The organism is Mizugakiibacter sp., assembly GCF_039680435.1.
Taxonomy (GTDB): domain Bacteria; phylum Pseudomonadota; class Gammaproteobacteria; order Xanthomonadales; family Rhodanobacteraceae; genus Mizugakiibacter.
Map to the genome: position 1 here is coordinate 76,429 of NZ_JBDKSX010000141.1, position 22,917 is coordinate 99,345.

The 22,917-nt window shown below is 65.8% G+C and carries 19 protein-coding genes; 12 read left to right on the forward strand and 7 right to left on the reverse strand.

The window, feature by feature from the left end:
• Nucleotides 1–65: 65 nt before the first annotated feature.
• The 7 genes from ABFC67_RS15190 (at nucleotide 66) to ABFC67_RS15220 (ending at nucleotide 8,470) form a co-directional block, all read left to right on the forward strand.
• Nucleotides 66–668: a TetR/AcrR family transcriptional regulator gene (locus tag ABFC67_RS15190; protein ID WP_346738874.1), complete on the forward strand. Its 603-nt coding sequence runs from the start codon at nucleotides 66–68 to the stop codon at nucleotides 666–668.
• A gap of 23 nt (nucleotides 669–691) precedes the next feature.
• Nucleotides 692–1,621 (forward strand): alpha/beta fold hydrolase, encoded by a 930-nt coding sequence (locus ABFC67_RS15195; RefSeq protein WP_346738875.1) that lies wholly within the window; start codon nucleotides 692–694, stop codon nucleotides 1,619–1,621.
• A 100-nt stretch (nucleotides 1,622–1,721) separates the two neighbouring features.
• A complete protein-coding gene (locus tag ABFC67_RS15200; protein WP_346738876.1) occupies nucleotides 1,722–5,243 on the forward strand; it encodes a methylmalonyl-CoA mutase family protein in 3,522 nt (1,173 codons plus the stop codon).
• Between the two features lie 263 nt (nucleotides 5,244–5,506).
• On the forward strand, nucleotides 5,507–5,929 hold the full coding sequence (locus tag ABFC67_RS15205; RefSeq protein WP_346738877.1) for a hypothetical protein: 423 nt from the start codon (nucleotides 5,507–5,509) through the stop codon (nucleotides 5,927–5,929).
• 146 nt (nucleotides 5,930–6,075) lie between these two features.
• Complete coding sequence (locus ABFC67_RS15210; RefSeq protein ID WP_346738878.1) at nucleotides 6,076–7,272, forward strand: hypothetical protein; 1,197 nt, start codon at nucleotides 6,076–6,078, stop codon at nucleotides 7,270–7,272.
• Between the two features lie 168 nt (nucleotides 7,273–7,440).
• A complete protein-coding gene (locus tag ABFC67_RS15215; RefSeq protein WP_346738879.1) occupies nucleotides 7,441–8,112 on the forward strand; it encodes a hypothetical protein in 672 nt (223 codons plus the stop codon).
• A 1-nt stretch (nucleotide 8,113) separates the two neighbouring features.
• Complete coding sequence (locus ABFC67_RS15220) at nucleotides 8,114–8,470, forward strand: hypothetical protein (protein WP_346738880.1); 357 nt, start codon at nucleotides 8,114–8,116, stop codon at nucleotides 8,468–8,470.
• Nucleotides 8,471–8,545: 75 nt separating this feature from the next.
• Here ABFC67_RS15220 and ABFC67_RS15225 read toward each other — a convergent pair whose 3' ends face one another.
• Nucleotides 8,546–8,644: a hypothetical protein gene (locus ABFC67_RS15225; RefSeq protein WP_346738881.1), complete on the reverse strand. Its 99-nt coding sequence runs from the start codon at nucleotides 8,642–8,644 to the stop codon at nucleotides 8,546–8,548.
• Nucleotides 8,645–8,777: 133 nt separating this feature from the next.
• Here ABFC67_RS15225 and ABFC67_RS15230 point away from each other — a divergent pair, with 133 nt between their 5' ends.
• Nucleotides 8,778–9,656: a nuclease-related domain-containing protein gene (locus ABFC67_RS15230; RefSeq protein WP_346738882.1), complete on the forward strand. Its 879-nt coding sequence runs from the start codon at nucleotides 8,778–8,780 to the stop codon at nucleotides 9,654–9,656.
• Here the strand turns inward: ABFC67_RS15230 and ABFC67_RS15235 are convergent.
• The 3 genes from ABFC67_RS15235 to ABFC67_RS15245 form a co-directional block, all read right to left on the reverse strand.
• Nucleotides 9,613–9,954 (reverse strand): hypothetical protein, encoded by a 342-nt coding sequence (locus tag ABFC67_RS15235; RefSeq protein ID WP_346738883.1) that lies wholly within the window; start codon nucleotides 9,952–9,954, stop codon nucleotides 9,613–9,615. The two genes, ABFC67_RS15230 and ABFC67_RS15235, sit on opposite strands and share 44 nt — an antisense overlap.
• Before the next feature lie 41 nt (nucleotides 9,955–9,995).
• Nucleotides 9,996–12,005 (reverse strand): DUF2075 domain-containing protein, encoded by a 2,010-nt coding sequence (locus tag ABFC67_RS15240; RefSeq protein ID WP_346738884.1) that lies wholly within the window; start codon nucleotides 12,003–12,005, stop codon nucleotides 9,996–9,998.
• Between the two features lie 117 nt (nucleotides 12,006–12,122).
• The gene (locus tag ABFC67_RS15245; protein ID WP_346738885.1) at nucleotides 12,123–13,193 is read right to left on the reverse strand and encodes an alpha/beta fold hydrolase; all 1,071 of its coding nucleotides are present in this window, start codon (nucleotides 13,191–13,193) and stop codon (nucleotides 12,123–12,125) included.
• A gap of 173 nt (nucleotides 13,194–13,366) precedes the next feature.
• Between ABFC67_RS15245 and ABFC67_RS15250 the strand changes: the two genes are divergently transcribed.
• Nucleotides 13,367–14,353 carry a hypothetical protein gene (locus ABFC67_RS15250; protein ID WP_346738886.1) on the forward strand — a complete coding sequence of 329 codons (987 nt, stop codon included), beginning with the start codon at nucleotides 13,367–13,369 and terminating at the stop codon, nucleotides 14,351–14,353.
• A 373-nt stretch (nucleotides 14,354–14,726) separates the two neighbouring features.
• On the opposite strand, the gene ABFC67_RS15255 is transcribed toward ABFC67_RS15250, so the two are convergent.
• Entirely contained in the window at nucleotides 14,727–16,607 is a 1,881-nt protein-coding gene (locus ABFC67_RS15255; RefSeq protein ID WP_346738887.1) for a 3'-5' exonuclease, read from the reverse strand.
• Between the two features lie 365 nt (nucleotides 16,608–16,972).
• Between ABFC67_RS15255 and ABFC67_RS15260 the strand changes: the two genes are divergently transcribed.
• The 3 genes from ABFC67_RS15260 (at nucleotide 16,973) to ABFC67_RS15270 (ending at nucleotide 20,413) form a co-directional block, all read left to right on the forward strand.
• The gene (locus tag ABFC67_RS15260; RefSeq protein ID WP_346738888.1) at nucleotides 16,973–17,797 is read left to right on the forward strand and encodes a type II CAAX endopeptidase family protein; all 825 of its coding nucleotides are present in this window, start codon (nucleotides 16,973–16,975) and stop codon (nucleotides 17,795–17,797) included.
• A gap of 204 nt (nucleotides 17,798–18,001) precedes the next feature.
• A complete protein-coding gene (locus tag ABFC67_RS15265; protein ID WP_346738889.1) occupies nucleotides 18,002–19,351 on the forward strand; it encodes a chloride channel protein in 1,350 nt (449 codons plus the stop codon).
• 141 nt (nucleotides 19,352–19,492) lie between these two features.
• Nucleotides 19,493–20,413 (forward strand): M14 family metallocarboxypeptidase, encoded by a 921-nt coding sequence (locus ABFC67_RS15270; protein ID WP_346738890.1) that lies wholly within the window; start codon nucleotides 19,493–19,495, stop codon nucleotides 20,411–20,413.
• Between the two features lie 492 nt (nucleotides 20,414–20,905).
• On the opposite strand, the gene ABFC67_RS15275 is transcribed toward ABFC67_RS15270, so the two are convergent.
• Nucleotides 20,906–22,156 carry a hypothetical protein gene (locus ABFC67_RS15275; protein ID WP_346738891.1) on the reverse strand — a complete coding sequence of 417 codons (1,251 nt, stop codon included), beginning with the start codon at nucleotides 22,154–22,156 and terminating at the stop codon, nucleotides 20,906–20,908.
• Between the two features lie 60 nt (nucleotides 22,157–22,216).
• Complete coding sequence (locus tag ABFC67_RS15280; protein ID WP_346738892.1) at nucleotides 22,217–22,894, reverse strand: Rieske (2Fe-2S) protein; 678 nt, start codon at nucleotides 22,892–22,894, stop codon at nucleotides 22,217–22,219.
• Between the last annotated feature and the right edge of the window lie 23 nt (nucleotides 22,895–22,917).

The following is a 22,917-nucleotide window of genomic DNA, read 5'->3' on the forward strand; positions in this document are numbered from 1 at the left end:
ACCTGACCTGGCGCAGGCTTGCGCGCTCGCTGGACAAGAACGAACGATCGTGCTATTTATGGCGCGTGAATCCTGCCACCGCCACCAGCAAGGGCGCCGCCACCCGCGAGTCGATCGTCGAGCGCGCGCTGCGCATCGCGCGCACCGCCGGCTTCGAGGGGCTGTCGATCGGCGGCGTCGCGCAGGCCGTGGGCATGTCGAAGAGCGGCGTGTTCGCGCACTTCGGCTCGCGCGAGGACCTGCAGCTCGCGGTGCTGGACGCCGCCGCGCAGCGCTTCGCCGAGCAGGTGTTCGCGCCGGCGCTGCGCGAGCGCCGCGGCCTGCCGCGCCTGCGCGCCATCGTGCGGCGCTGGATCGAGTGGCTGCGCAGCGAGCGCGGCGGCTGCCCGATGGTCAGCGCCGCGATCGAATACGACGACCGCCCCGGCCCGATCCGCGACCGCGTCGTGCGCTACCAGTCGCAACTGCGCACCGAGTTGGCGCGCGCGATCCGCATGGCCATCGATAGCGGCGAACTGCGCGCCGACTGCGATCCCGGCCAGCTCGCCTTCGAGATCCACGGCGTCGAGCTGGCCCTGCACCACGACGCCCGCCTGTTCGGGCTGGACGATGCGATGGCGCGCGCCGAGCGCGCCATGCACCGTCTGCTCGACAGCTACCGCGCGTAATCCCCCTGCACGAGGTATCCGCCATGAACGCCGCCGTCCGGCAAAAAAGCACGATCGTTCGAAAATCTATCGCGCTGACCGCGCTGCGCGCCGGCTACGCGCTCGGCGGCCGGTTGGCGCCGCGTCGCACGGCCGACCGCGCCGCGCGCATGTTCGCGACGCCGTTCGCCGCCAGCCGCAGCCGCGCGCAGGCGGCGCGGCCCGACGCGGAGATGCGCTATGCCGAGCTGCCGGTCGCGGGCGAGTTCGTCGCCACCTACGCGTGGGGCGACCCGGCTGCGCAGCCCTACGCGCTGCTGGCGCACGGCTGGTCCAGCTTCGGCCTGCGTTTCCTGCCGTGGGTGGCGGCGCTGCGCGCGCGCGGCTACGCGGTGGTCGCCTTCGACCAGCCCGGCCACGGCCGCAGCAGCGGCTGCCTGTGCACGCTGCCGGAGTTCGCCGACACCGTGCGCGCGGTGGGCGGGCACTACGGCGACGCCGCGCTGGCGATCGGCCATTCGCTGGGCGCCACCGCGCTGGCGTTCGCGCAGGGCGAAGCGTGGCGTGCGGCGCGGCTGGTGCTGATCGCGCCGCCGGCCGACATGCTTGCCGCGGCCGGGCGCTTCATGCGCCACGTGCGGCTCGCCGGGCATCTGCGCGAGCCGTTCCTGGGCTGGCTCAAGCGGCGCACCGGGGTCGACGCGCGCGATCTGCAGATCCATCGCCTGCTGCCCGCGTTCGGCCAGCCGGGCCTGGTCGTGCACGACCTCGACGATGGCGAGGTGCCGTGGGAAGAGGGCGAGCGCTACGCGCGCCACTGGCCCGGCGCGCGCCTGCTCAGCACCAGCGGGCTCGGGCACAACCGCATCGTCGACGACCCCGACGTGGTCGACGCGGTGCTGCGTTTCCTCGACGGCGAAGCGGTCGGCGAGCGCGTGGTGTCTTCGCCGAACCTGCCGTACGGCGTCGCCTGAGACGTGGCGCGGCGATTGCGACCTGCGTGCCGCCGCCGCGGCCGGCGGCCCGTGCGCGTTACAATCCGGGGGGTTCAACGCATACGGATCGCGCAGCCCCATGAGCACCCCCGCCCCCCACGTACCCGCGAACGAAGCGCAGGCCGATACCGCGCCGTTGCGCTTCGTCACCGCCGCCAGCCTGTTCGACGGCCACGACGCGGCGATCAACATCATGCGCCGGTTGATCCAGTCGCAGGGCGCGGAGGTGATCCACCTCGGCCACAACCGCAGCGTCGAGGACGTGGTGCGCGCCGCGCTGCAGGAGGACGCCGACGCGATCGGCGTGTCGTCCTACCAAGGCGGCCACATCGAATACTTCAAGTACATGGTGGACATGCTGCGCGAGCGCGGCGCCGGCCACGTGCGCGTGTTCGGCGGCGGCGGCGGCACCATCACGCCGGAGGAAATCGCCGAGCTGCAGGCCTACGGCGTCGAGCGCATCTACCACCCGAACGACGGCATGCACCTGGGCCTGGTGGCGATGATCGAGGACGTGGTGCGGCGCGCGCAGTCGCATCGCCTCGCCACCGCCGAGCCGGCCAAGGTCAGCCCGGACGACGAGATTTCCGTCGGCAGGATGCTGTCCGCGATCGAGGAAGGCACGCTGGACGCGGCCGAACTCGCCCGGTTGCGCAAGCAGTGGGAGCTGGCCGGGCGCAAGACGCCCGTGGTCGGCATCACCGGCACCGGCGGCGCCGGCAAGTCCAGCGTGGTCGACGAGCTGCTGCTGCGCTTCCTGCACGCGTTCCCGCAGATGCGCATCGCCGTGCTGGCGGTCGATCCCACCCGCCGCCGCACCGGCGGCGCGCTGCTCGGCGACCGCATCCGCATGAACGCGCTGCGCTCCAAGCGCGTGTACATGCGCTCGATGGCCACGCGCCGCCAGCATGCCGCCACCAGCGCGATGCTGAAGGACTGCGTCGCCTTCCTGCGCGGCCAGGCGTACGACCTGGTGATCGTCGAGACCGCCGGCATCGGCCAGAGCGACTCCGAGATCGTCGACCTGGTCGATTTCCCGATGTACGTGATGACCAGCGACTACGGCGCCGCCAGCCAGCTCGAGAAGATCGACATGCTGGACTTCGCCGAGCTGATCGTGCTGAACAAGTTCGACCGCCGCGGCGCCGAGGACGCGCTGCGCGACGTGCGCAAGCAGTGGAAGCGCAACCACACCGCGTTCAAGACGCCGGACGAGGACGTGCCGGTCTACCCGACCATCGCCAGCCAGTTCAACGATCCGGGCGTCACCTGGATGTTCGCCAACCTGTGCCGGCTGCTGCGCGAGAAGCTGGCGCTGCCGCCGGAGCGCTGGACGCCCGAGGTCGACACCTCGCTGAAGGAGCCGCGCGCCACCGTGCTGATCCCCGGCGCGCGCGTGCGCTATCTCGCCGAGATCGCCGAGCAGGGCCGCGGCGTCAACACCGGCATCGAGCGCCAGGCCGAGGCCGCCAGCAAGGCGCAGCACTACTACGAGGCGCTGAAGGACCTCGAGGATCCGCGCCTGCCGAAGCCGTTCGACAGCTACCACGCCGAGGACGTGCACCCCGCCGCCGGCGCGCATCCGGTGCGCGACAGCGACGGCGAAGTCGCCTACTGGGAAACCGCCAACGGCACGCCGAAAGGCGTCGACCGCAGCCTGCTGGTGCTGCGCCAGCGCTACAACGCCGCGCTGAAGGAGCTTTCCACCGAGGCCGTGCACCTGCTGCGCGAGTGGCCGGCGCGCGCCAAGGCGGTCACCGACGAGGTGAACGAATACAAGGTGCGCGACAAGACCATCCGCGTGGAGAACTACCGCGAGTCGCTCAGCCACCAGAAGATCCCCAAGGTGGCGCCGCCGAAGTACCGCGACTGGGGCGACCTGCTCGCGTTCCTGATGCGCGAGAACCTGCCGGGCCACTATCCGTACACCGGCGGCGTGTATCCGTACCGCCGCAGCGGCGAGGATCCGACGCGCATGTTCGCCGGCGAGGGCACGCCCGAGCGCACCAACCGCCGCTTCCATTACCTCAGCCTCGGCCAGCCGGCCGCGCGCCTGTCCACCGCGTTCGACTCGGTCACGCTGTACGGCGAGGACCCGGCCGAGCGCCCGGACATCTACGGCAAGATCGGCAACTCCGGCGTCAGCATCGCCACGCTGGACGACATGAAGAAGCTGTACTCCGGCTTCGACCTGTCCGATCCCACCACCTCGGTGTCGATGACGATCAACGGCCCGGCGCCGATGATCCTTGCCATGTTCATGAACACCGCCGTCGACCAGGCGGTGGAGAAGTACCTGCGCGAGGACGGCAAGCGCTGGGACGCCGCGCACGCCAGGATCGAGGCGCTGTACGCCGGCCGCGCGCGCCCGCGCTACGAAGGCACGCTGCCGGACGGCAACGACGGCCTGGGCCTCGGCCTGCTCGGCGTCAGCGGCGACCAGGTGGTCGACGCCGACACCTACGCGCGCATCAAGGAAGCCACGCTCAAGGTGGTGCGCGGCACGGTGCAGGCCGACATCCTCAAGGAGGACCAGGCGCAGAACACCTGCATCTTCAGCACCGAATTCGCGCTGCGCATGATGGGCGACATCCAGCAGTACTTCGTCGACCACGGCGTGCGCAACTTCTACTCGGTGTCGATCTCCGGCTACCACATCGCCGAAGCCGGCGCCAACCCGATCAGCCAGCTCGCCTTCACGCTCGCCAACGGCTTCACCATCGTCGAGTACTACCTGGCGCGCGGCATGAAGGTGGACGACTTCGCGCCCAACCTGTCGTTCTTCTTCAGTAACGGCATGGACCCGGAGTACACCGTGATCGGCCGCGTCGCGCGGCGCATCTGGGCGCGCGCCATGCGCGAGCGCTACGGCGCCAGCGCGCGCAGCCAGATGCTGAAGTACCACATCCAGACCTCCGGCCGCTCGCTGCACGCGCAGGAGATCCAGTTCAACGACATCCGCACCACGCTGCAGGCGCTGTACGCGCTGTTCGACAACTGCAACAGCCTGCACACCAACGCCTACGACGAGGCCATCACCACGCCCACCGAGGAATCGGTGCGCCGCGCGGTGGCGATCCAGCTGATCATCAACCGCGAGCTCGGCCTCAACTTCAACGAGAACCCGTGGCAGGGCAGCTTCGTGGTCGAGACGCTCACCGACCTGGTCGAGGAGGCCGTGTACAAGGAGTTCGAGGCGATCAGCGAGCGCGGCGGCGTGCTCGGCGCGATGGACACCATGTACCAGCGCGGCAAGATCCAGGAAGAGAGCCTGTACTACGAGCACAAGAAGCACGACGGCTCGCTGCCGCTGATCGGCGTCAACACATTCTTGCCGAAGGAACACGCCGGCGACATCACCACCGCCATCGAGCTGATCCGCTCCACCGAGGCGGAGAAGAAGCAGCAGATCGCCAACGTGCAGGCCTACGGCCAGACCCGCAACCCGCTGGCCCCCGACAGCCTGCGCCGCCTGCAAACCACCGCCCGCGACCGCCGCAACGTGTTCGAGGCGCTGATGGAAGCGGTGAAGTACAACTCGCTGGGGCAGATCAGCCACGCGTTGTACGAAGTCGGCGGCGAGTACCGGCGCAACATGTAACGCCGCTCGCCCGGCGACGCTCGAGTAGCGACGCTTGTCCCCCTCTCCCCACCGGGGAGAGGGATGGGGTGAGGGGGACGCGAAGCGCGCCTCGGAATGCACCGAAGCTCGCTCCGCCGCAGCCCGCTCATCACCCCTCGATCCACGCATAGCTCCGGTATATCGCCGCCCACCCAAGGCCCGCCATCGTGCGGGCCTTCTGGTATATAGAGCAGGAGAACGGACGGGTAGAACCCGTCCCCGTCCAGGGATCAGGGGGAAGCGTGTCGGACGCGCGCGACAAATCCGGGTTGCAGCAGGTGCAGCGGCAAGCGCTGCCGGTCCACTACGCGGCCCTTTCTGCGGCACTCGGCCTGCTGGCGTTCCCCGCCGTGCACGGTTACTTCCTCTGGACCCTTATCCCTGCTGCCATTGCCGCGGTCGCCTATCGCATGATGGCGCGGGCGTCGCGCAAGCGATTTCTCGCCCTGATGTGCGCCAACTTCCTAGTCGGCTGCGTCGTTCGCTTCCTTCCCAATGCAAGCAACGAAGGCGTTGGTGGCCTCAGATTGCTGCTGGTGCCGGTCTGCGTGCTGATCGACGGGGGGCTGCTGTGGTGCCTCTTCAAATCCGAGGTCGCGCGGAGGCTTGGGGTCGACGGTGGCGATACAGGTAGGGCGGAACAGACCGCGGAGCTCACGCCATGATGGTGCTGTAAGGTCGACTCTGACCCCTGTTTTTATTCGTCGGCGGATTCGTGTTGCTACACCGAATGGGCAGCCATTGGGAGTGCGCCAAAGAGAGCCGCGGACCATGCTGCGTTTTTGAGCGACAATCCCATGGGGCAATTACTATGCTCTTCAAGCTCAGCAGACTGCTTGGCGCATCTTTTGTCTTCACGCTCATTGTCACGACGCCGTCAGCAAGCGCAGCGGCACTCCTTGATCCACCCTCTACGCCGATGACGTTTTCGCTCGCGGCGAATGGTGGAAATTGCGATGATTGCGAGTGGATCGCGGCGGAGGGTGTTATCACCTCATCGACACCGATCGATTTCGAAAACGTTCTTCAGAAAATGCATGCCCCTAAGGTCATCGCCTTGAATTCATCGGGTGGAGATTTGGTCGCAGGCATAAAGCTCGGCTTAGTGTTACGAAAGCATGGCTTCACTACATATGTGGCTCACACGTCCCCAACGGGAGACAAAGAATCTTCTTCCTTTAGCGATACGGGGCCTGGTATATGTGCATCGTCTTGCGCTTACGCTTTCTTGGGTGGAATATCCAGACACGTGTTGGATGGTTCGCGATTCGGTGTGCATCAGTTCCGGCCCGCAATGACCTTTGATAGTGAGCCGTCTACAGATGTAATGTCCTCCAGTCAAGTCATTGTTGCTATGCTGTATGCGTACACATCGATGATGGGTGTGGATCCCAAAATTATAGGTTTTGCTTCTACCGTTTCTCCGGACGCCATCCTGTGGCTTGGGAAGAGCGAGCTCTCCGCCTTGAATGTAGATACATCCAAGCCAGCAGCAGGAAAATGGTCATTGATGCCTTCCTCTCATGGAGACGGTTTGGCTGCCTTTTTAGACCAAAGACAGCCGGACACGATTGTGAATGCACATATCGAGATTATGTGCTTTAAGGATCCTGGTTCAGTTCTTATTTATGTTGAAGCGCCCGTCGATGTAAAGCGTAATATTACAGATAGCATCAAATCTATATCGATAAGCCAGCCCTTGATTAGTCATCCTATGCCTGGGCTACAGAATCTCTTGAAGAATTTAGAAGAAAGATCGGTTGTAGTACACACTTTTAAGGCGAAGGTGGTGAACAGCAAGTTGCGCATAATCTTTGCGGTGCGTGGAGACGAGTTATGGTCTTATATGAACCGCAACGGCTGGTTTAGTGTTGACGTTGATCTGCCGAGGTACATGTGGTCTTCAGTCCTGCCCAGCGGGGTTTCTTCGTACAGATTTCCCGCTATGAATGATTCCTCCATCAGAAGACTCTTGGAGAGAAACTGTATAAATTGGCGGACCAACTGAGCCGCGCCTTTAGGAATTGGGGGCGTAGCCAATTAAGTCTGGTGGGAGCGAGAGAGGGTTCTTCGTGCTGGACGAAACGGGTGGCGCAACTGCAGCTTAGCGCTGTCAGGTTGAGCTGGCCCAGCATTGATGCTTCCGGCGACCGCCGGAAACGGCAGGAGCGCACACGTGTCAAAACAAGAGCAGATCAAAGAGCTCGTTAAGGCAAGGCGGCAAACGTTCAAACACTACAAGCGACTCGGGGACTATCCGGGGTTTGAGTGCGACTTCGTCTCCCCGTACTCGAAGGGCGCACACAACCTGAATGCGGAGGTCATGATTCTGCTTCAGGACTGGAGTTCGGATGACGTGCTCGCACGCAGCGAGGGACCGAGTGAGCTCGGTCGTGATCCGAATCTACCCACGAACAAGAACCTGGAGGCCCTGCTGGCGCATTCCCTCGGGATGCAGCTTGCCGAGACCTACGCGACCAACCTGTTTCCCTACATCAAGTTGGGCGGGCTTTCTGCCCGAATCCCCTTCGGGGATCTGGTGTATGCGGCAAAGGCCTTCGCCTTGCCCCAGATCCATATCGTGGCCCCGAAGCTGGTGATCTGCCTCGGCAAGAGCACGTTCAATGCACTCCGGGTCGCTGCACATCACACGCGATGCCGCGACATGGACAGCGCAATCGACTCGCCGTTCGGTATCGATCTTGGAGCGGGGCGGAGCGCGGCCGTCTGGGGGCAGGCGCACCCGGGCGTCCTGGGCCAGAATAATCGCAATCGCAAGCATCCGAGGCGTACGTACGAGGACTGGCGAAAGATGTGCCAGACCCTTGGCCTTGGGCCGCGTGGATGACATGGCGATCGACGTTCTGCGCGCTGCATCCGACGAGCAGGTGATCGACCTGCTCCGCGCCATCGAAGACAAGTTGTACGAAACCGGAACGCTGGTCTCGGTCACAGGAAATCCCGAAGCTGACGTGACCATCGAATTCCGACAGGTGATCGTCGGCGGGAAGCCAGTCGTTGCCCTGGCGGTGCAGGTGACTACCGACCAGCCGTTCGAATCGACCAGCGCGCACTGGGACCCGCTCCGTCATTTCGTGATCGAGAAATACGCCTCGCTCCAGTGCGCCTTGCCCGAACCGGTCCGCGAGCGCCTGCTCGATTGCCCGGGACCACTGGTGCTTGTGAATGGGACGAGGATCAGCTGAGCAGTCCAGTGGGGCGGGGCGCTGCTGTCGAGGGAGGCAACCCAAAGGGGGCTCACCTTGCCCGACGTTGGCGCCTCAACTACCGCGAAAACCTGAGTCCCGCGCCACCACGATCGCCTGCGCGCGGTTGCTGACGCCGAGCTTCTCGAAGATGCGGATCAGGTGGTTGCGCACGGTCTTTTCGCTGAAAATGGTGGTCAGAGTCGACTTTTTCGGGTCTCGTCGGTTTCGGTGATGGGACAGAACAGGCGGCGGAAGTAATTCAGTCGGAGTAGTAAGGCCGCGGATTGCTGGGAGGGTGGGTCGGATGCTGCTTTCGGAACTATTGGTATTGGCTGCTATTGCGGTCGGATTGTTGCCCATTGGGATACTTGCCCTGTGGGTCTGGTGGCACCGTCGCACCGATCGTCGTCGCTCTCCGTTGACCACCGAGTTGCACAATCTTCCTGGTGAGCAGGCTCGACGAGAAGCGGAGCGATTGGCGGAATCAGCAGGTGATCGGTTGATGATTGCCGTGTTGGTGGGTCCGCTCGCGCTGGCCGCATGGGCGCTCCAAAAGATCGACAAGCATCTGCTGCGGTTTGGCCCGGCAGAAATCGCACTGCTCATAATAGTTGTTGCTGTGGCGTGCTGGGCCATTTGGTCTGCCGGAAAGAGGCTGCGCGATCGGTGGAACTATCTGGATGGGATCGCGGCGGAGCGCGCTACCGCTCAGGCACTGATGCCACTGATCTCCAAAGGGTGCGCGATCTATCACGACATACCTACCGGGATGTTCAACCTTGACCACGTGGTGGTGGGGCCTGACGGCGTTTTCATGATTGAAGCGAAGTCGCGGCGGAAGCCAGCGGCGCGCGGCAAGGCAAGCGCGGAGGTCAGGTTCGATGGTAAAACGCTCGAGTTTCCTGGTTGGCGCGAAACGAAGATGCTTGATCAGACACGCGCGCAGACTCGATGGCTGAACGATTACCTGTACCGCAAAACGGGCGAGCGTGTATCCGTCAAACCTGTATTGGCACTACCGGGCTGGTTTGTCAGCAATTCAGTGCTATCACCAGACATGCATGTCATCAATCCAAAGATGTGCAACTTCATGGCTGACAGCAAGGGCAAGCCGCTATCCGAGCCGCAGCGGCGCAGGATCATGGCGGCGATCGAAGAGTGTTACGGCGGCAGCGGTAGTTGAAATTGCGAGGCTTCGTCTGGCTCGTGCTCGAAGTAAAAAAAAGGTAGATCGCGTCCGGCGTTGGGTCCGGCCAAGGCTTCCGCGTCATTACGTAGCCGAGCTTGTTGACGATATGGAATCCGGGTTGCGCGTACCATCTCCCATCACGGCCGCCGCCGGTTTCGAGGATAGTCCAGACGTAGTTGGGTGACTGGTCGCGAACATCTTCGAATGCGAAAAGATCGCCGGATGCCTTGAGGTACGCACCCCAGACCTCATCGAACTCGCGTTCCGAAATGAGGTCTTCATCAGACGGCATGTTTGAGATCCGCAGGAAAGTTGCTCCGAATCTTGCCCTGGCTACAACTCGGGGATGCCAAGACTGGCAAGCAACTTGAATGCTGGGTCGTAATAGGCCGGCGCGCGGCTCGGATCGTCGGCGCTGCCTTCTGGCACCACAATGACCATGCCTTGCCGCGCGCGCGTGAGCAAGACACGGTACGCATTCAGGAGATACCGCTGGCGAACGTCCTTGTGTATACGCTCCCAACGTTTGCCCTTGAAGCTAAAGTGCTCCCATTGGTTGCGGTTGAGGCGCAAGTCGCCGTCCCACACCACGCAGGTCCAGTCGAGTTCCAGCCCTTGCACCTGGAACTCGGTTGCCACATCTTCGAGGTAGTAGGAGGACCGCACGTCTTCCTTGCTTTCGAGGAACCATTGGACGGGGTCGACCTTGACGCGAATGTCGATGGCGTGCGGCTTGAGCCGCTGGGCCTGCGACGAAACGACGATGCCGTAACGTTCGCTACCGCGTGCTTGCTGCCGCAGCCACTCCTTGGCGTGACCAAGATGCCGTGTCAGACGGATCGGGAAGTTCGGCAGCACCTTCGCAAGCGCATCGCGGGCCGATTCAACCTCCAGCGCCAGCAGTAGGTTTACGAATTCAGACACTCGCTCCGATCGGAAGGAGCGCATCGAAGTTGCAAGATGCAGGGCGCCGTCCCAGTGCGTGCGCGAGCTTGAGCGAATGGCCTCCAGTTCGGCATCCGCGTGATATTCGATTTCGCGTAGCCGCGGTGACAGATAGATCTGCCAGCTCTCGAAACGCTTGCGGATGGCGGTGAGCCATTCGCTGATGCCGGCTTCGCCTCGGTTGATTTCTTGGCCACTGCCGACAAGGCATACGACTACGGCCCAGTCGTCGTGTCGGTCCAGGCATGAAATCAGGAAGTCAGGTTCCGATTCGTTGAAGCCAGGCAGGCCCTTTTTGGTCTGCATGAATCGGGCAGTCTCGTGAAGATCCCAGGCGCGCTGGGCTTCATCGAACAGTGCGATGTGTTCGATCGGCGCGTCGGAGCTTGCCAGACAGTCATCGCGGAAGTGATGGACGTTCTGGATGAACTGCTTGACCGCACTCCGAGCTTCGCCAATTCGCAGGCCCTCGCCCGATAGCTTTGCACGTGTCACCTGGTCTCGCGCCAATGCTTCGTGCAACACTTTTACCAACGGGCCGTTGCCGGACAGATACACGCTGTACAGGTTGTCCGACTTGTCGGTGTGCCGATTGGCGATGTCCAATCCGACCAGCGTCTTTCCGGCACCCGGAACACCGGTCACGAAGAAGATGGCTTTTTCGCCGCGCTGACGTGTCCTCGCAATCAGTTCTGCGAGCCGGTTTGCGGTTACCGTCAGGTTCGCGGCGCCAGCATCGCTCCGCGAGATTTCCCCAACAGTATGGCCCGCATACAAAGCCCGGGCGGCCTCCACGATGGTGGGCGTGGGGTGATAGCGACCCTGTTGCCACTGGCCGGGATCGATGCCTCCGGACTGGAAATGTTGCAGCCCGAGCTTGATGGCATCCGTCAGACTTTCGTCATTGCAGCGTAGAGGTATGGGAACGCTGTCCTGATGGTGACCGATTGTGATCCGAAGCGGAGCCGTGGCGGCTTTGGTGGCAACGAGGATCGGCACGATGGGAGCGGTGTGGCTCGCGTCGTGGAAATTTTTCAGATCAAGTGCATAGTCCCAGACTTGGTCAATAGCATCACGCGAGTAATCGCGTGCGCCTACTTTGAATTCGAGAACGAATATGACGTGTTCAAGAACCAGCACCGTGTCGACCCGCAAGCCCAATCGCGGAATGTCGTATTCGAAGAACAAGGCGCCGCGGGCCGCGGCGTACGGGTTGAGCAGCTTCTTCAGGAGCGAGATTTGCTCCAGCCAAGCCACCTTTTGCGACGGGTCAACAGCAAAGCTGGACCAGGTCGTCAACTCACCGACGATGAGTTGCGGATCTTCGGCGAGAAACTGGGCGATTGACGCCCCGTAGCCCCACCGCTTGCGCGATGCCGATCCGACGACATGGTCCACCTGCTCCCCCATTCGTCCAGGGTAACTGAAAGAGGAGAACGAGGGGCAGAGTCGACTTTCCGGCGGGTCGTCGGTGTTGGTGGTGGCGTGTTGGGCGGCCAGCCCGAAGCCGCCGCCTCAACCACCGCGAAACCCTGAATCCCGCGCCACCACGATCGCCTGCGCGCGGTTGCTGACGCCGAGCTTCTCGAAGATGCGGGTCAGGTGGTTGCGCACGGTCTTTTCGCTGATGAACAGCGCCTTGCCGATCTCGGCATTGCCCAGGCCGGCGCAGATGCGTTCGAGGATGGCCCGCTCGCGCTCGGTGAGGGCGTCGAAGCGGGCGTCCTGCGCGCGGGTGCGCACGCCGGTGAAGTCGAGCACGGCGTCCTTGAACGCGTTCCAGGCCGGTTCGTCCTCGAGCAGGATGTGGTTGTGCGAGGACAGCGGCACGTATTGCGCGTGGGGGATGCCGGCGGCGATCTTCTGGCCTTCGCTCGCGGGCACGGCATGGTCCTGGTCCGCGTGCAGCACCAGGGTCGGCACGCGCACCTGGTCGAGGTAAGCCATGACGTTGGCCTGGCCGCGGCTGCGCATCAGCCGCGCCGCCATGGCCGGCGACACCGTGCGGGTGCACAGCTCGTCCATCCAGCGCAGCTGTTCCTCGCTGCCCATGGGAAGGAAGCGATACGTGAACAGTCGGCGGTACAGCGGATTGGGCCGGCCCCAGCCCAGTTCGGTGAACTCCACGCGCGCGTTGCCTTCGCGGACCTGGTCGGGGTCGCCGCGCGCGGCCCAGCCGCGGGCGTAGGCGCCGTAGAGGACCAGGTGCGAGACGCGGTCCGGATGCCGGGCGGCGTATTCGATCGCGGCGCAGGCGCCCTGCGAGATGCCGAGCAGCACGAACGGCCCGTCCGGCTGCGCGGCGGCGACGATGTCCTCGAGATCGGGCAGCCAGGTCGCGGAGGACACGTCGGCCACCTCGCGCTGCGACAGCCCGCAGCCGCGCTCGTCGTAGCGGAGGGTGGTGAAGTGCTCGCTCAGGAAGGTCACCCAGTGGCGCCAGACCGGGCTCTGCCAGTCGTACTCGAGGTGGGTGATCCAGTTCGCGGCCTTGACCAGGGTCGGTCCCGAGCCGCTGGCCGCCCAGGCGAGGCGCACGCCGTCGCGGGTGTTGAGGTAGCGGATGGTCTGGGATGCGGCCGGCACGGTGGGGCTCGCTCGTTACGTGCCGAAACGATAGCAGAGCGGGACATTGGTCACCGTCCGAACGCCGCCGGGGCGCGCCGTCGGGACATCGCTCCCATGTCGGCGCGCGGGCCGGCCCGGAACACTGTCTCCACGCGCCCGGACGGTCCGGCGCGCCTTACGGAGACCTCCCCATGCAAGCTGCCACTGCCGTCCGGTCCATCGATGCGGCCCCGTCCAAACCATTGCATGACGACCGCTACGCCCGCTGCATCGCCACCTCCAAGCGCGTGCGCTGGGACATCGATGCCGACGTGATCCAGGGCCGGACGTTCGAGACCGGCAAGAAGTTCCTGCCCGATGCGCTGTCGCTGGCCAACGAGCTGGAATTCCTCGACGCCGCCGGCCAGCGCTTCCTCAGCCAGGTGCAGGGCCGTACCTACGCCAACATCTTCGGCCTGGTGGAACGCTACATCAACGCCAAGATCATGGAGATCAGCCGCGACTACGCGCTCGGCGACCAGGTGGCGCTGGAGGCGCTGATCCGTTTCAGCGACGAGGAGCTCAAGCACCAGGAGCTGTTCCGGCGCATCGAGGCGCTGGTGGCGCGCGACATGCCGGCCGGCTACAAGATCGTGGTCGATCCCAACGACGTCGCCCGGGTCGTGCTCAGCAAGTCCACGTGGGCGGTGCTGGGCCTGACCTGCCACATCGAGCTGTTCACCCAGCAGCACTACAAGCAGAGCATCCAGCCGCAGGAGGATGCGTCGGAGCTGTACCGCGACGTGTTCCTGTTCCACTGGAAGGAGGAATCGCAGCACGCCATCCTCGACGAACTGGAATGGCGCCGCGAGGACGCGCGTCTCGGCAAGGCCGAGCGCGACGCGGCGGTGGAAGACCTGATCGCGCTGGTCGGGGCGGTGGACGGCATCCTGCAGGCGCAGGCCGGCGCCGACGCCGACTACTTCCTGGCCAACGCCGGCCGCGACTTCTCGCCGACGGAACAGGCGCGCGTGCGCGAGCTGATCCTGAAGGCCTACCGCTGGCAGTACATCGTCTCCGGCGTGCAGGGCCCGCGCTTCATCGGCATCCTCGCCGAGCTGACCGACACCGAGCAGCTGGAGCGCATCACCCAGGCGCTGACGCCGCTGATGTCGGCGGTGCCGGCGCAGGCCGCGTAAGCGGGAACGGCGCCCTCGCCGCGGTGCGTGGCGGGGGCGTCGTCGTTGTCGACCGGGCAGGCTTTGTCGCGACCAGCAGATGGCCGTGATCGACCATCCGCACCTAGGCGTGCAACGCGCAGACCCTGTCGAGCAGCCCGCGTAGGGCGGGAGCATCCCGCCTGTCGAGATGAGGTAGCGGTGTGCCTCGAAACAGGGGTTCAAAACAGGCGAAACAGGGGTCAGCCCGCGTAGGGCGGGAGCATCCCGCCTGTCGAGATGAGGTAACGGTATGCCTCGAAACAGGGGGCCGAAAAAGGCGGGCAGAGTGCCCTTTCTGAAGTGACCGCGGTTGTCCGCTGGCACGAATAGGGGCGCATGGACCGAGCTGTGCTCATGCCGCTTCGAGTCGCTGCCGCACGTCGACGATCGCCTTGCGTATCCGGTCCGGAACGGGCCCGTCCTTGTGGTGGAGCATGACCAGGCGCCCTAGGGCGCGCGTCATTCCCACATACAGGAGCTTGGCCTCTTTCAGGATGGTGTCCGAGTCCTGGGGTCCGCGGGCCGCGATGTCGCAAACGCCCGGGATGAACACCGTGTCGAACTCGAGGCCCTTGCTGGAGTGGATCGTCATGACCTTGACGGTCGGGGCGCCGGCGAAGAGTTGCCGTTTGGCGTCGCCTTCCGCCAAGGTGCAGGGGATTCTGGCTTTGACGAGTTCGGTCGCAACCTGGCGCGCGCTACCGCTGAATCGACATAGCACGCCGAAATCGTCGGGGCTTGCGCCGTCGTCCATCGCAGACCGGATCCTGGCACCGATCGTGGCCGCTTCGTCGTTGCTGTTTCTGCAGCACAGCAGCTCGGGAAGCGGTCCCCGGCGGCCGGCGCTTTCCGGCTCGATCAGGGGAATGTGGTCCTCGTCGCTGTCGTGCGCGGCGATCACCTCCTGGGCGAATGCCTTGGCGGTCGCCAGGACTTCGAGCGAGTTCCGGTAGTTCAGCCTGAGGATGGTGGTGCGCCCCTGGGCCTGGATTCCCACGCTGGCGAAGGTGAATTTCCTTCGCGCGCCGTCGTCGTAAATGCTCTGTGCATCGTCGTACAGCAGAAGCAGGGAATTGGACTGGGAATCGACCATCTGCGTCACGAGGCGCAGCCATTCGGGCTCGAAGTCGTGGCCTTCGTCGATCAGGACGGCGGCGTACTGGCCGCGTGGGATGGCCCTGCTCTCGACGCCGGCAATGACCGCGGAAACCAGCGCTTCCACGTAGTCGTCCGCGCTTCCGAGGTTGCGGGGCTTCGGCACGGCATACGTCTCGAGCTGCCGGCTGCACCAGCCGTGGAAGTGGGCGACCGTCACTTTTTCGGAGACGCCATGGACATCGACCAGCCGTTCCAGCCGCGCCGCGAGGGTCTTGTTGTAGCAAAGCACCAGGATCGGCTTGGCATATCGCTTCGCCAGTTCCACGCAGCGGTAGCCCAGGATCATCGTCTTGCCCGACCCGGCGACACCGTGAATCACGCGGTGGCCATCCCCAAGCGACCGGGCGAGCTGTTCCTGCTGCAGGTCCATCACGCGTATCAGGTCGGGAATGCGGGTGAGCGCATCGCCGCCGTCCTTGGGCGGCTCGAATATCGATCCCTGCTCGGGGATGCGTATTTCGGGGAAGAGGTTCCAGCGGAAGCGGTCGATCTGCGGCAGGGTGAGGTGGCACGGGAACGGCATCATGAACATGTCCCAGAGGCGTTTCTGGAACTCTTCATGATCGACCGACTCGGCCATCTCGTCTTTGCAGATCACCCCGTTTTGCGGGATAAAGTTCTCGAGTTGCGCCTCGTCGAACTGTGCCCGCGTGATGTTCGTGAGGACGACGCCCCAGCCCCAGGGCATGATGAGCTTGCCGGCGCGGCGGTGAGCCTCGGGATGGCGTAGCGCGGGGTCGCGCTCCAGCAGCGTCTTGACCTCCATCGCGTATTCGCGTGCCTGGCGGGCGGGATTGGCAACGACGGCGCGGCCGCGTTCCGTATGCAGGGTTGCGCTGTTCGGATCCATCTCCGCGATGGATTCGAGTTTCCAGTCCTTGACTTCGAGTATCAGGAAGCCGCGGCTCGGGTGGAAAACCACGAAGTCGGGGTGCCGCTGGCGGGGGCCGACGGGAACGTCGTACCAGCACAGATAGTCTGCGTCGAGTTTGTCTTCGAGCCTGGATGCGAGTCGCTTTTCGCCCGGGGTCATCCTGGGCAGGCAGGCATTGCGGTTCGGAATCAGCTTCCCCATCGCCTCGATTTCCCTGGCGGCGGCGTGCCTTCGGCTCGTCGCATGGAAGATACCCGCATTCGCTCGAATAGGCACACGGCGCCGCTCCGGAAACAGGGGTCAGAGCGCCCTTTCTGGTGCGCTGCCCGCCAAGACCGACCTCTCCTACTGGGTGGAGCTGATGGAGGCGGGGGAAGCGCTGTGTCCGGTTTGGCTGGAGAGGGGTACCCGACGAGACTCGCCGAAAAAGCTACTCGGCTCCCTGTTTTTGGCCCCCTGTCTTTGCCACCCGTCGCACTCGTTCAGTCAGCCTGTTCCTTGCTTTTGTCACGCTGTTCGATGGTGATTTGGTGTGTGCTACTTTGCCCATACACCTGGGGATCGCCATGAACACTTCGACCATCACACCGCCCGGAAAGGAAAGGCTGCCCTTGGCGGCCGTGATCATCGCAATTTTCGTTGTCTCGTGGATCGGCACCGTTCCGCAGGTCATGGCGTCGTGGGTGGGCGCGAAGGCGGTGCCGGGCTATATCAAGCTGCTGCAGATCTTCATCCTCGCGCCGGGCATCGTGGCCGTGTGGGCCGCCTGGATGAACGGCGGACGCGCGGGTTTGCGGCAACTGCTGGGGCGCGTGGTCCGCTGGCGCGCGGCCTGGTGGATCTACGCCGCCGTCCTGCTCGGTCCGCCGGCCGTGGTGCTGGCCTCGGTGCTGATGAGCAACGCGCTCGGCTTCACTGCGCTGGCGCTGCCCGGTCCGGCAAAGGCGCTGGCCACGTTCGCGCCGACGTTCCTCGTGTACCTGCTCCTCAACACCGAGGAACTCGCCTGGCGCGGTTACGTGCTGCCGCGCATGCAGTCGCGCTGGAGCCCGTTGGTCGCGGCGCTGGTGCTGGGTGTGATCTGGACGCTGTTCCACATGCCGTATTTCTTCATGAAGGGCGGACACCCCGGCGGCTTCACCCCCTTGCTGTTCCTGTTGATGCTGCTTCCGTTCTCGGTGCTGCTGACGCGCACCTTCAACGCCACCGCCGGCAGCGTGTTGCTGCCGCATCTGTTGCACCAGTCGATCAACAGCTGGGGCGAGTCGCTGCCCTTCCTGCCGCGCTTTGCGCACAGCCTGGCGCCGCTCACGATCAGCGTGGCGATCCTGATCGTGCTGTCCGCCCTGGTGGCGGTGGTCCGCCCGCCGATGTGGCTGAAGCCCGCGTAGGGCGGGAGCATCCCGCCTGTCGAGGTGAGGTAGCGGTATGCCTCGAAACAGGGGGCCGAAACTGGGGGCAGAGCCGCTCCGCGACGGACTGAACCGTCCCGGGAATCCCGAAGGCCGTTTGGTTTGGGCAACGACAAGGGGTCCAACCCGGCCCCGTTCGACGGCTACAATCGACGGTCGCCCGCCTCATGGCCCGCCAGCCCCATGACACGCCCCCACATCGCCGAACCCGTCGTCATGCTGGCGACCGTGGTGCAGTGGCTGGTGCTTTCGATCCTGACGGGGGCGGTCGTCGGCGTCGGCTGCAGCGCTTTTCTTCGCGTCCTGTTCGCCACCGAGGGCCACGTCTATGCAGCGCCGTGGTGGCTGCAGGCGAGCCTGCTGCTGGCCGGCGGGCTCGCCAACGGGCTGTTGCTGCACTATGGCTATCGCCTGGGCCGCAGCGGTTTGCAGGACTCGCCGATCGTCGCGGTCAACGAGCAGCACGGCAAGATGCCGTTTCGCACCCTGTGGGTGAAGCCGGCGGCGGCGCTGATCACGCTGGGTTGCGGCGGTTCGGCCGGCAAGGAAGGTCCGTGTTCCCACATCGGCGCCAGCCTGGCGGCCGGCATCGGCCGCACGCTGCGGCTCAATTCCGAGTTGCGCAAGCGGCTGGTGGCTTGTGGCGTCAGCGCCGGCTTCGCCAGCGTGTTCGGCACTCCGATCGCGGGTGCGATCTACGGCGTGGAGATGCTGGCGATCGGCCGCATCCGCCACGATTTCCTGTTCCCCGGCATCGTCGCCGGCGTTACCGCATTCGAGGTCAGCAAGTCGCTGGGCGTGCCGTATCCCGTCTACCGGGTCGACTTCGCCGGCGACTTCACGCAATGGCTGTTCCTGAAGACCGTGCTGATCGGGATCCTGTGCGGGGCCGCGGCGTGGGTGTTCGTCGAATTGCTGCAGGCGGCGAAGCGGCTGTTCGGCATGTTTCGCGACCGTCATGCGCTGTGGCCGCCGCTCGTGCCGCTGCTGGGCGGCGCGGTGCTGGCGGTGCTGATCCTGATCGTTCCGACCGACTATCTCGGCTTGAGCCTGCCGATGATGGAGGGCGCCTTGCACGGGCAGCCGATGCCGTATCCCGGCTTCCTGTGGAAGGCGCTGCTGGTGGCGATCACGCTGGGGTCGGGTTTCTACGGCGGCATCGTCACGCCGCAGTTCGTGATCGGCGCGGTGCTGGGCGGCGCGTTCGCGCACCTGTTCGGCCTGGCGCCCGCGCAGGGCGCGGCGGTGGGGCTTACCGCGGTGGTGGCGTCGGCCTCCAACGCGCCGATCGCGGCGATCCTGATGGGCGTGGAACTGTTCGGCGCCGGTTCGTTGCTGCATGTCGCCGGCGCCTGCGTGGCCGCCTATCTCGTCATCGGCCACCGCAGCGTGTATCCCGCGCAGCAGATCGCCTACACCAAGTCGTCGTGGATCTTCGCCCGCACCGACCTGCCGGTCGGGGAGGAAAAGGTGCGGTTGTCCTACGGCCTGCTGCGGTGGTGGAATCGCCGCAGGCGCGGCGCGAAACGCTGACGCTGCGGTGTCGACCATGAAGGCCCCGGCCGGCATCCATTCCGGCGAAATTCTTCCGGCGGCGAGCATCGGCGAGCATGCCCTTGCACGGCGCGGTTTCCCGCATGGAGCGGATGCAGCCTGATTTCCCGAGCAGAGACGATGACCCAACCGACTTATCCGATCGGAACGCCCGGACAACCCTGGGGCATGGCTGAAAAGGCCGAATGGCGCAGCCGCCAGCGCAAGCGGCGCAGCTACGCCGACGACGTGCTGTCGGTCGTCGAGCGGCTGCGCGCCGGCTACGACGTGGAGCCGTACGGCGAGCTGGACTACGCGCCGGACGGCAGGTATCCGCTGCTCGCGATCCGCAGCCGCGGCTGGCGCGACGAATTGCCGGTCGCGCTGGTGACGGGCGGCGTGCACGGCTACGAGACCAGCGGCGTGCACGGCGCGCTGCGGTTTGTCGAGCGGCACGCGGCGGACTATGCGGGGCGGGTCAACCTGCTGGTGGCGCCGTGCGTCAGCCCGTGGGCCTACGAACGCATCCACCGCTGGAACGTGCACGCGCTCGATCCGAACCGCTCGTTCCGCGAGGACAGCCCGGCGGCGGAATCGGCCGCGCTGATGCGCCTGGTCGCGCCGCTGCGCGAGCGCGTGCTGGTGCACATCGACCTGCACGAGACCACCGACAGCGACGAGTCCGAGTTCCGCCCGGCGCTGGCCGCGCGCGACGGCAAGCCGTTCGAGCCGGGCGAGATCCCCGACGGCTTCTACCTGGTCGACGACACCGAGCATCCGCAGCCGGAGTTCCAGCAGGCGGTGATCGCGGCGGTGGCGAAGGTCACGCACATCGCGCCGGCCGACCGCAACGGCGAGATCATCGGCTCGCCCGTGGTCGCGCCGGGCGTGATCCGCTACGCGCTGCGCGAGCTGGGCCTGTGCGCCGGCATCACCCGCGCGCGCTACAAGACCACCACCGAGGTCTACCCCGACAGTCCGCGCGCCACGCCCGAACAGTGCAACGCCGCGCAGGTGGCGGCGGTGTGCGCGGCGATCGAGTTTGCGCTGGCGCAGCGCTAGGGATGCCCTGATCAATTCCGTGCAGGGGTCACCGGCGCTGTCTGCGCGCAGGTCGCAGGCGCGTCGGCGAAGGCAGACTGGCCGTCTGTCGAGCCATTGATCGGGGTATCCCCAGGGGCGCCGATCCGCTTCGGTTCGCCGGAAGCGAACCCGGCCGCCGCAGGGACTTCCCGGGTGGTCGACGCCCTGCGGCAAAGGGGCGACGGCTTTCGCGCCGTCAACGGCGTTCCGGGGAGAGGCATCATGTTGGCGAAGACGCTTGCGGCTGCTGGCCGTCGTCGTCGGCATCGCCGCGACCGATCGCTTGCTGTTGCGGCGGCTGCGCCGGATCGCATCCGGCCTCGGCCCGACGACCGCCGCCGTTGCGCGCATCGGTCGCTCTGTCGCGCGCGCCGCCATCTCATGGGCCGGCCTCAGGGTCGGTGACGGGCATTGTGCCCGTGGAACCGCCGCGGATTCATGCGACCCGGCGCGCGGCAGGCCGGGTCGGGTTCACGCCCCGTCGGGACGCGACCTGCGATCGGTGCGCGCGGCGGCCGGTTCGGCCGTGCGCGGGAAACGGTCCCGCTTCGCGCCCGGCGCGCTGGCCTCGATGCGCAGCAGTTCATACTGCGCCGCCACGGCTTCGGCGAGCGCCTGTCGCAGCAATGGCACCGCGGCGGCCGGCAACTGGTCGGCGTGGTTCAGGCTGTCGCGGTAGATGCGTTCGTAGTGCTCGGCGGGGTTCACGCGCATGACGAGTTCCACGTGCCAGTCGCCGTCCGGCGCGGTGAACGGTTGCCGGAAATCGCGCGCTTCGCCGGCTGCGATGCGGGTATCCGCGATTTCCCGCGTGAGCCCGGTATCGACGCTCCAGCCGATGGTCCCGCGACCCAGCTCGCGGGTGCTGCCGTCTTCGTGCAGGTAAAACACCAACTCGACCTTGGGCACCATGTAGGTGGGGAAGTGGTGGCCGGCGCCGCTGTTGCGAATGACCGCCCGCGCCTCGTAGCGGCCGCCGCCGAGGGCATTCACCCGCAGCGACGCGTCGATCGCCCGGCGTGTCATCTGCGGATCCCGGATGCCGCGCCAGAGGTGCTGGCGCTCCGGCATGTGGCAGGACTGGCAGGTCTGCCTGCCGTCGCCCGCGCCGGCGTAAGGGCTGGCAAGCCATTGCCGGTAGGTGTCTTCCAGCAATTTGCCCGCGATGCGCGGACCGTCGTCCGGGAACTGGTGGCAGTGCGAGCAGAAGCGGCTGTCCTCGAAGGCGGCGGAGGCGGTGAAGCCGCCGTGCGGCGCGCCAGCGGCGGCCGCGCCGCGCGACGGCGGACCGTAGCGACGGTGGCCGCGCACATGGCATGCCGCGCACACGAGGCCCTGGTGTCCCAGCCCGGCTTCCACATACTCGGGCAGCGGCTGCGTCGGCGCGTCGGCCCAGTGGTGTTCCAGCGCCAGCAGCGCTCCCTGCTCGGCCAGCGGCGCGTGGCAGCGCAGGCAGCCGTCGTCCCGGTCCATCAGCTCGAGCTGCCAGAGCAGGCCCGCTCCGACCGACCTGCCGTGCAGGCTGGTGCGCCAGCTCGCCCACTGCTGCGCATGGCATTGCCCGCATGCGTCCGGATCGAGCGAGGCTTCCAGCGGCGAAAACGCCGCCGGCGGCGGGCCTTGCGGCGGCAGCGGCTCGGCCCAGTGGCGCTGCAGGAATGCGTCGACCGTCGGCTCCGGCCGTTGGCTGCAGCCCGCCAGCGCTCCGAGCAGCAGGCCCACGCCCAGTACAGTTCGCAGCGAACCTTCGAGGAGCCTGGGCATCTCGGCCGCTACCGCGGCTCAGCAGCGCGGAACCACGCCGCTGTAGCTGTCCAGCGGCACGGCCGTGGCCGTGTCGCCCACGGATTGCCGGTAAACCCCCGGGCCGTATTGCGCGATCAGGTCGGCCTTGTACGCGTTGAAGAAGCGGCCGATCAGCTCGGAGCCCGCGATGCCGGTGGCGGACAGACTGTCGTCCGACGGATCGTGTTGCAGCCGCACGGCCACCAGCGGCTGTTCGGCGGGGCCGCTGACTTTGCGTGCGCCGGCGGAAGGGTCGAACACGCTGCCGTGCGCGCAGCAGACGATCATGCCGGGCTTGCCCGCGAGCTCGCTGCCCTCGGCCGCGTAGCGGATGACGCTCGTCGCCCGGTTCGGGTAGCTCAACTGGTGGGTGCAGATGGCGACGTAGGAAACGAGACGGCCGGATGTCCCCGCGCCGCCCGGCCGCGCATGCCTGCCGTCGTCGGCGCCTGCCTTGCCGAGATTGATCAGGAAGCAGGGCACGCCGTTGAAGGGGTAATGGAACAGATAGGCCTGGTCGGTAGCGAGCTCGGACGCCTTCAGCGGGGCGCCTTGCGCGTCGACCAGTTTGGCCCCGGGATAGTCCTGGATGCCATCGGCCAGGGACGGTTGCGTGCCAGCGGCGAGAGCGGCCACGGCGCCCGCACAGATTTCGACGAATTGGCGACGGTCCATGCGGGCCTCCCCGTGGCAACCGC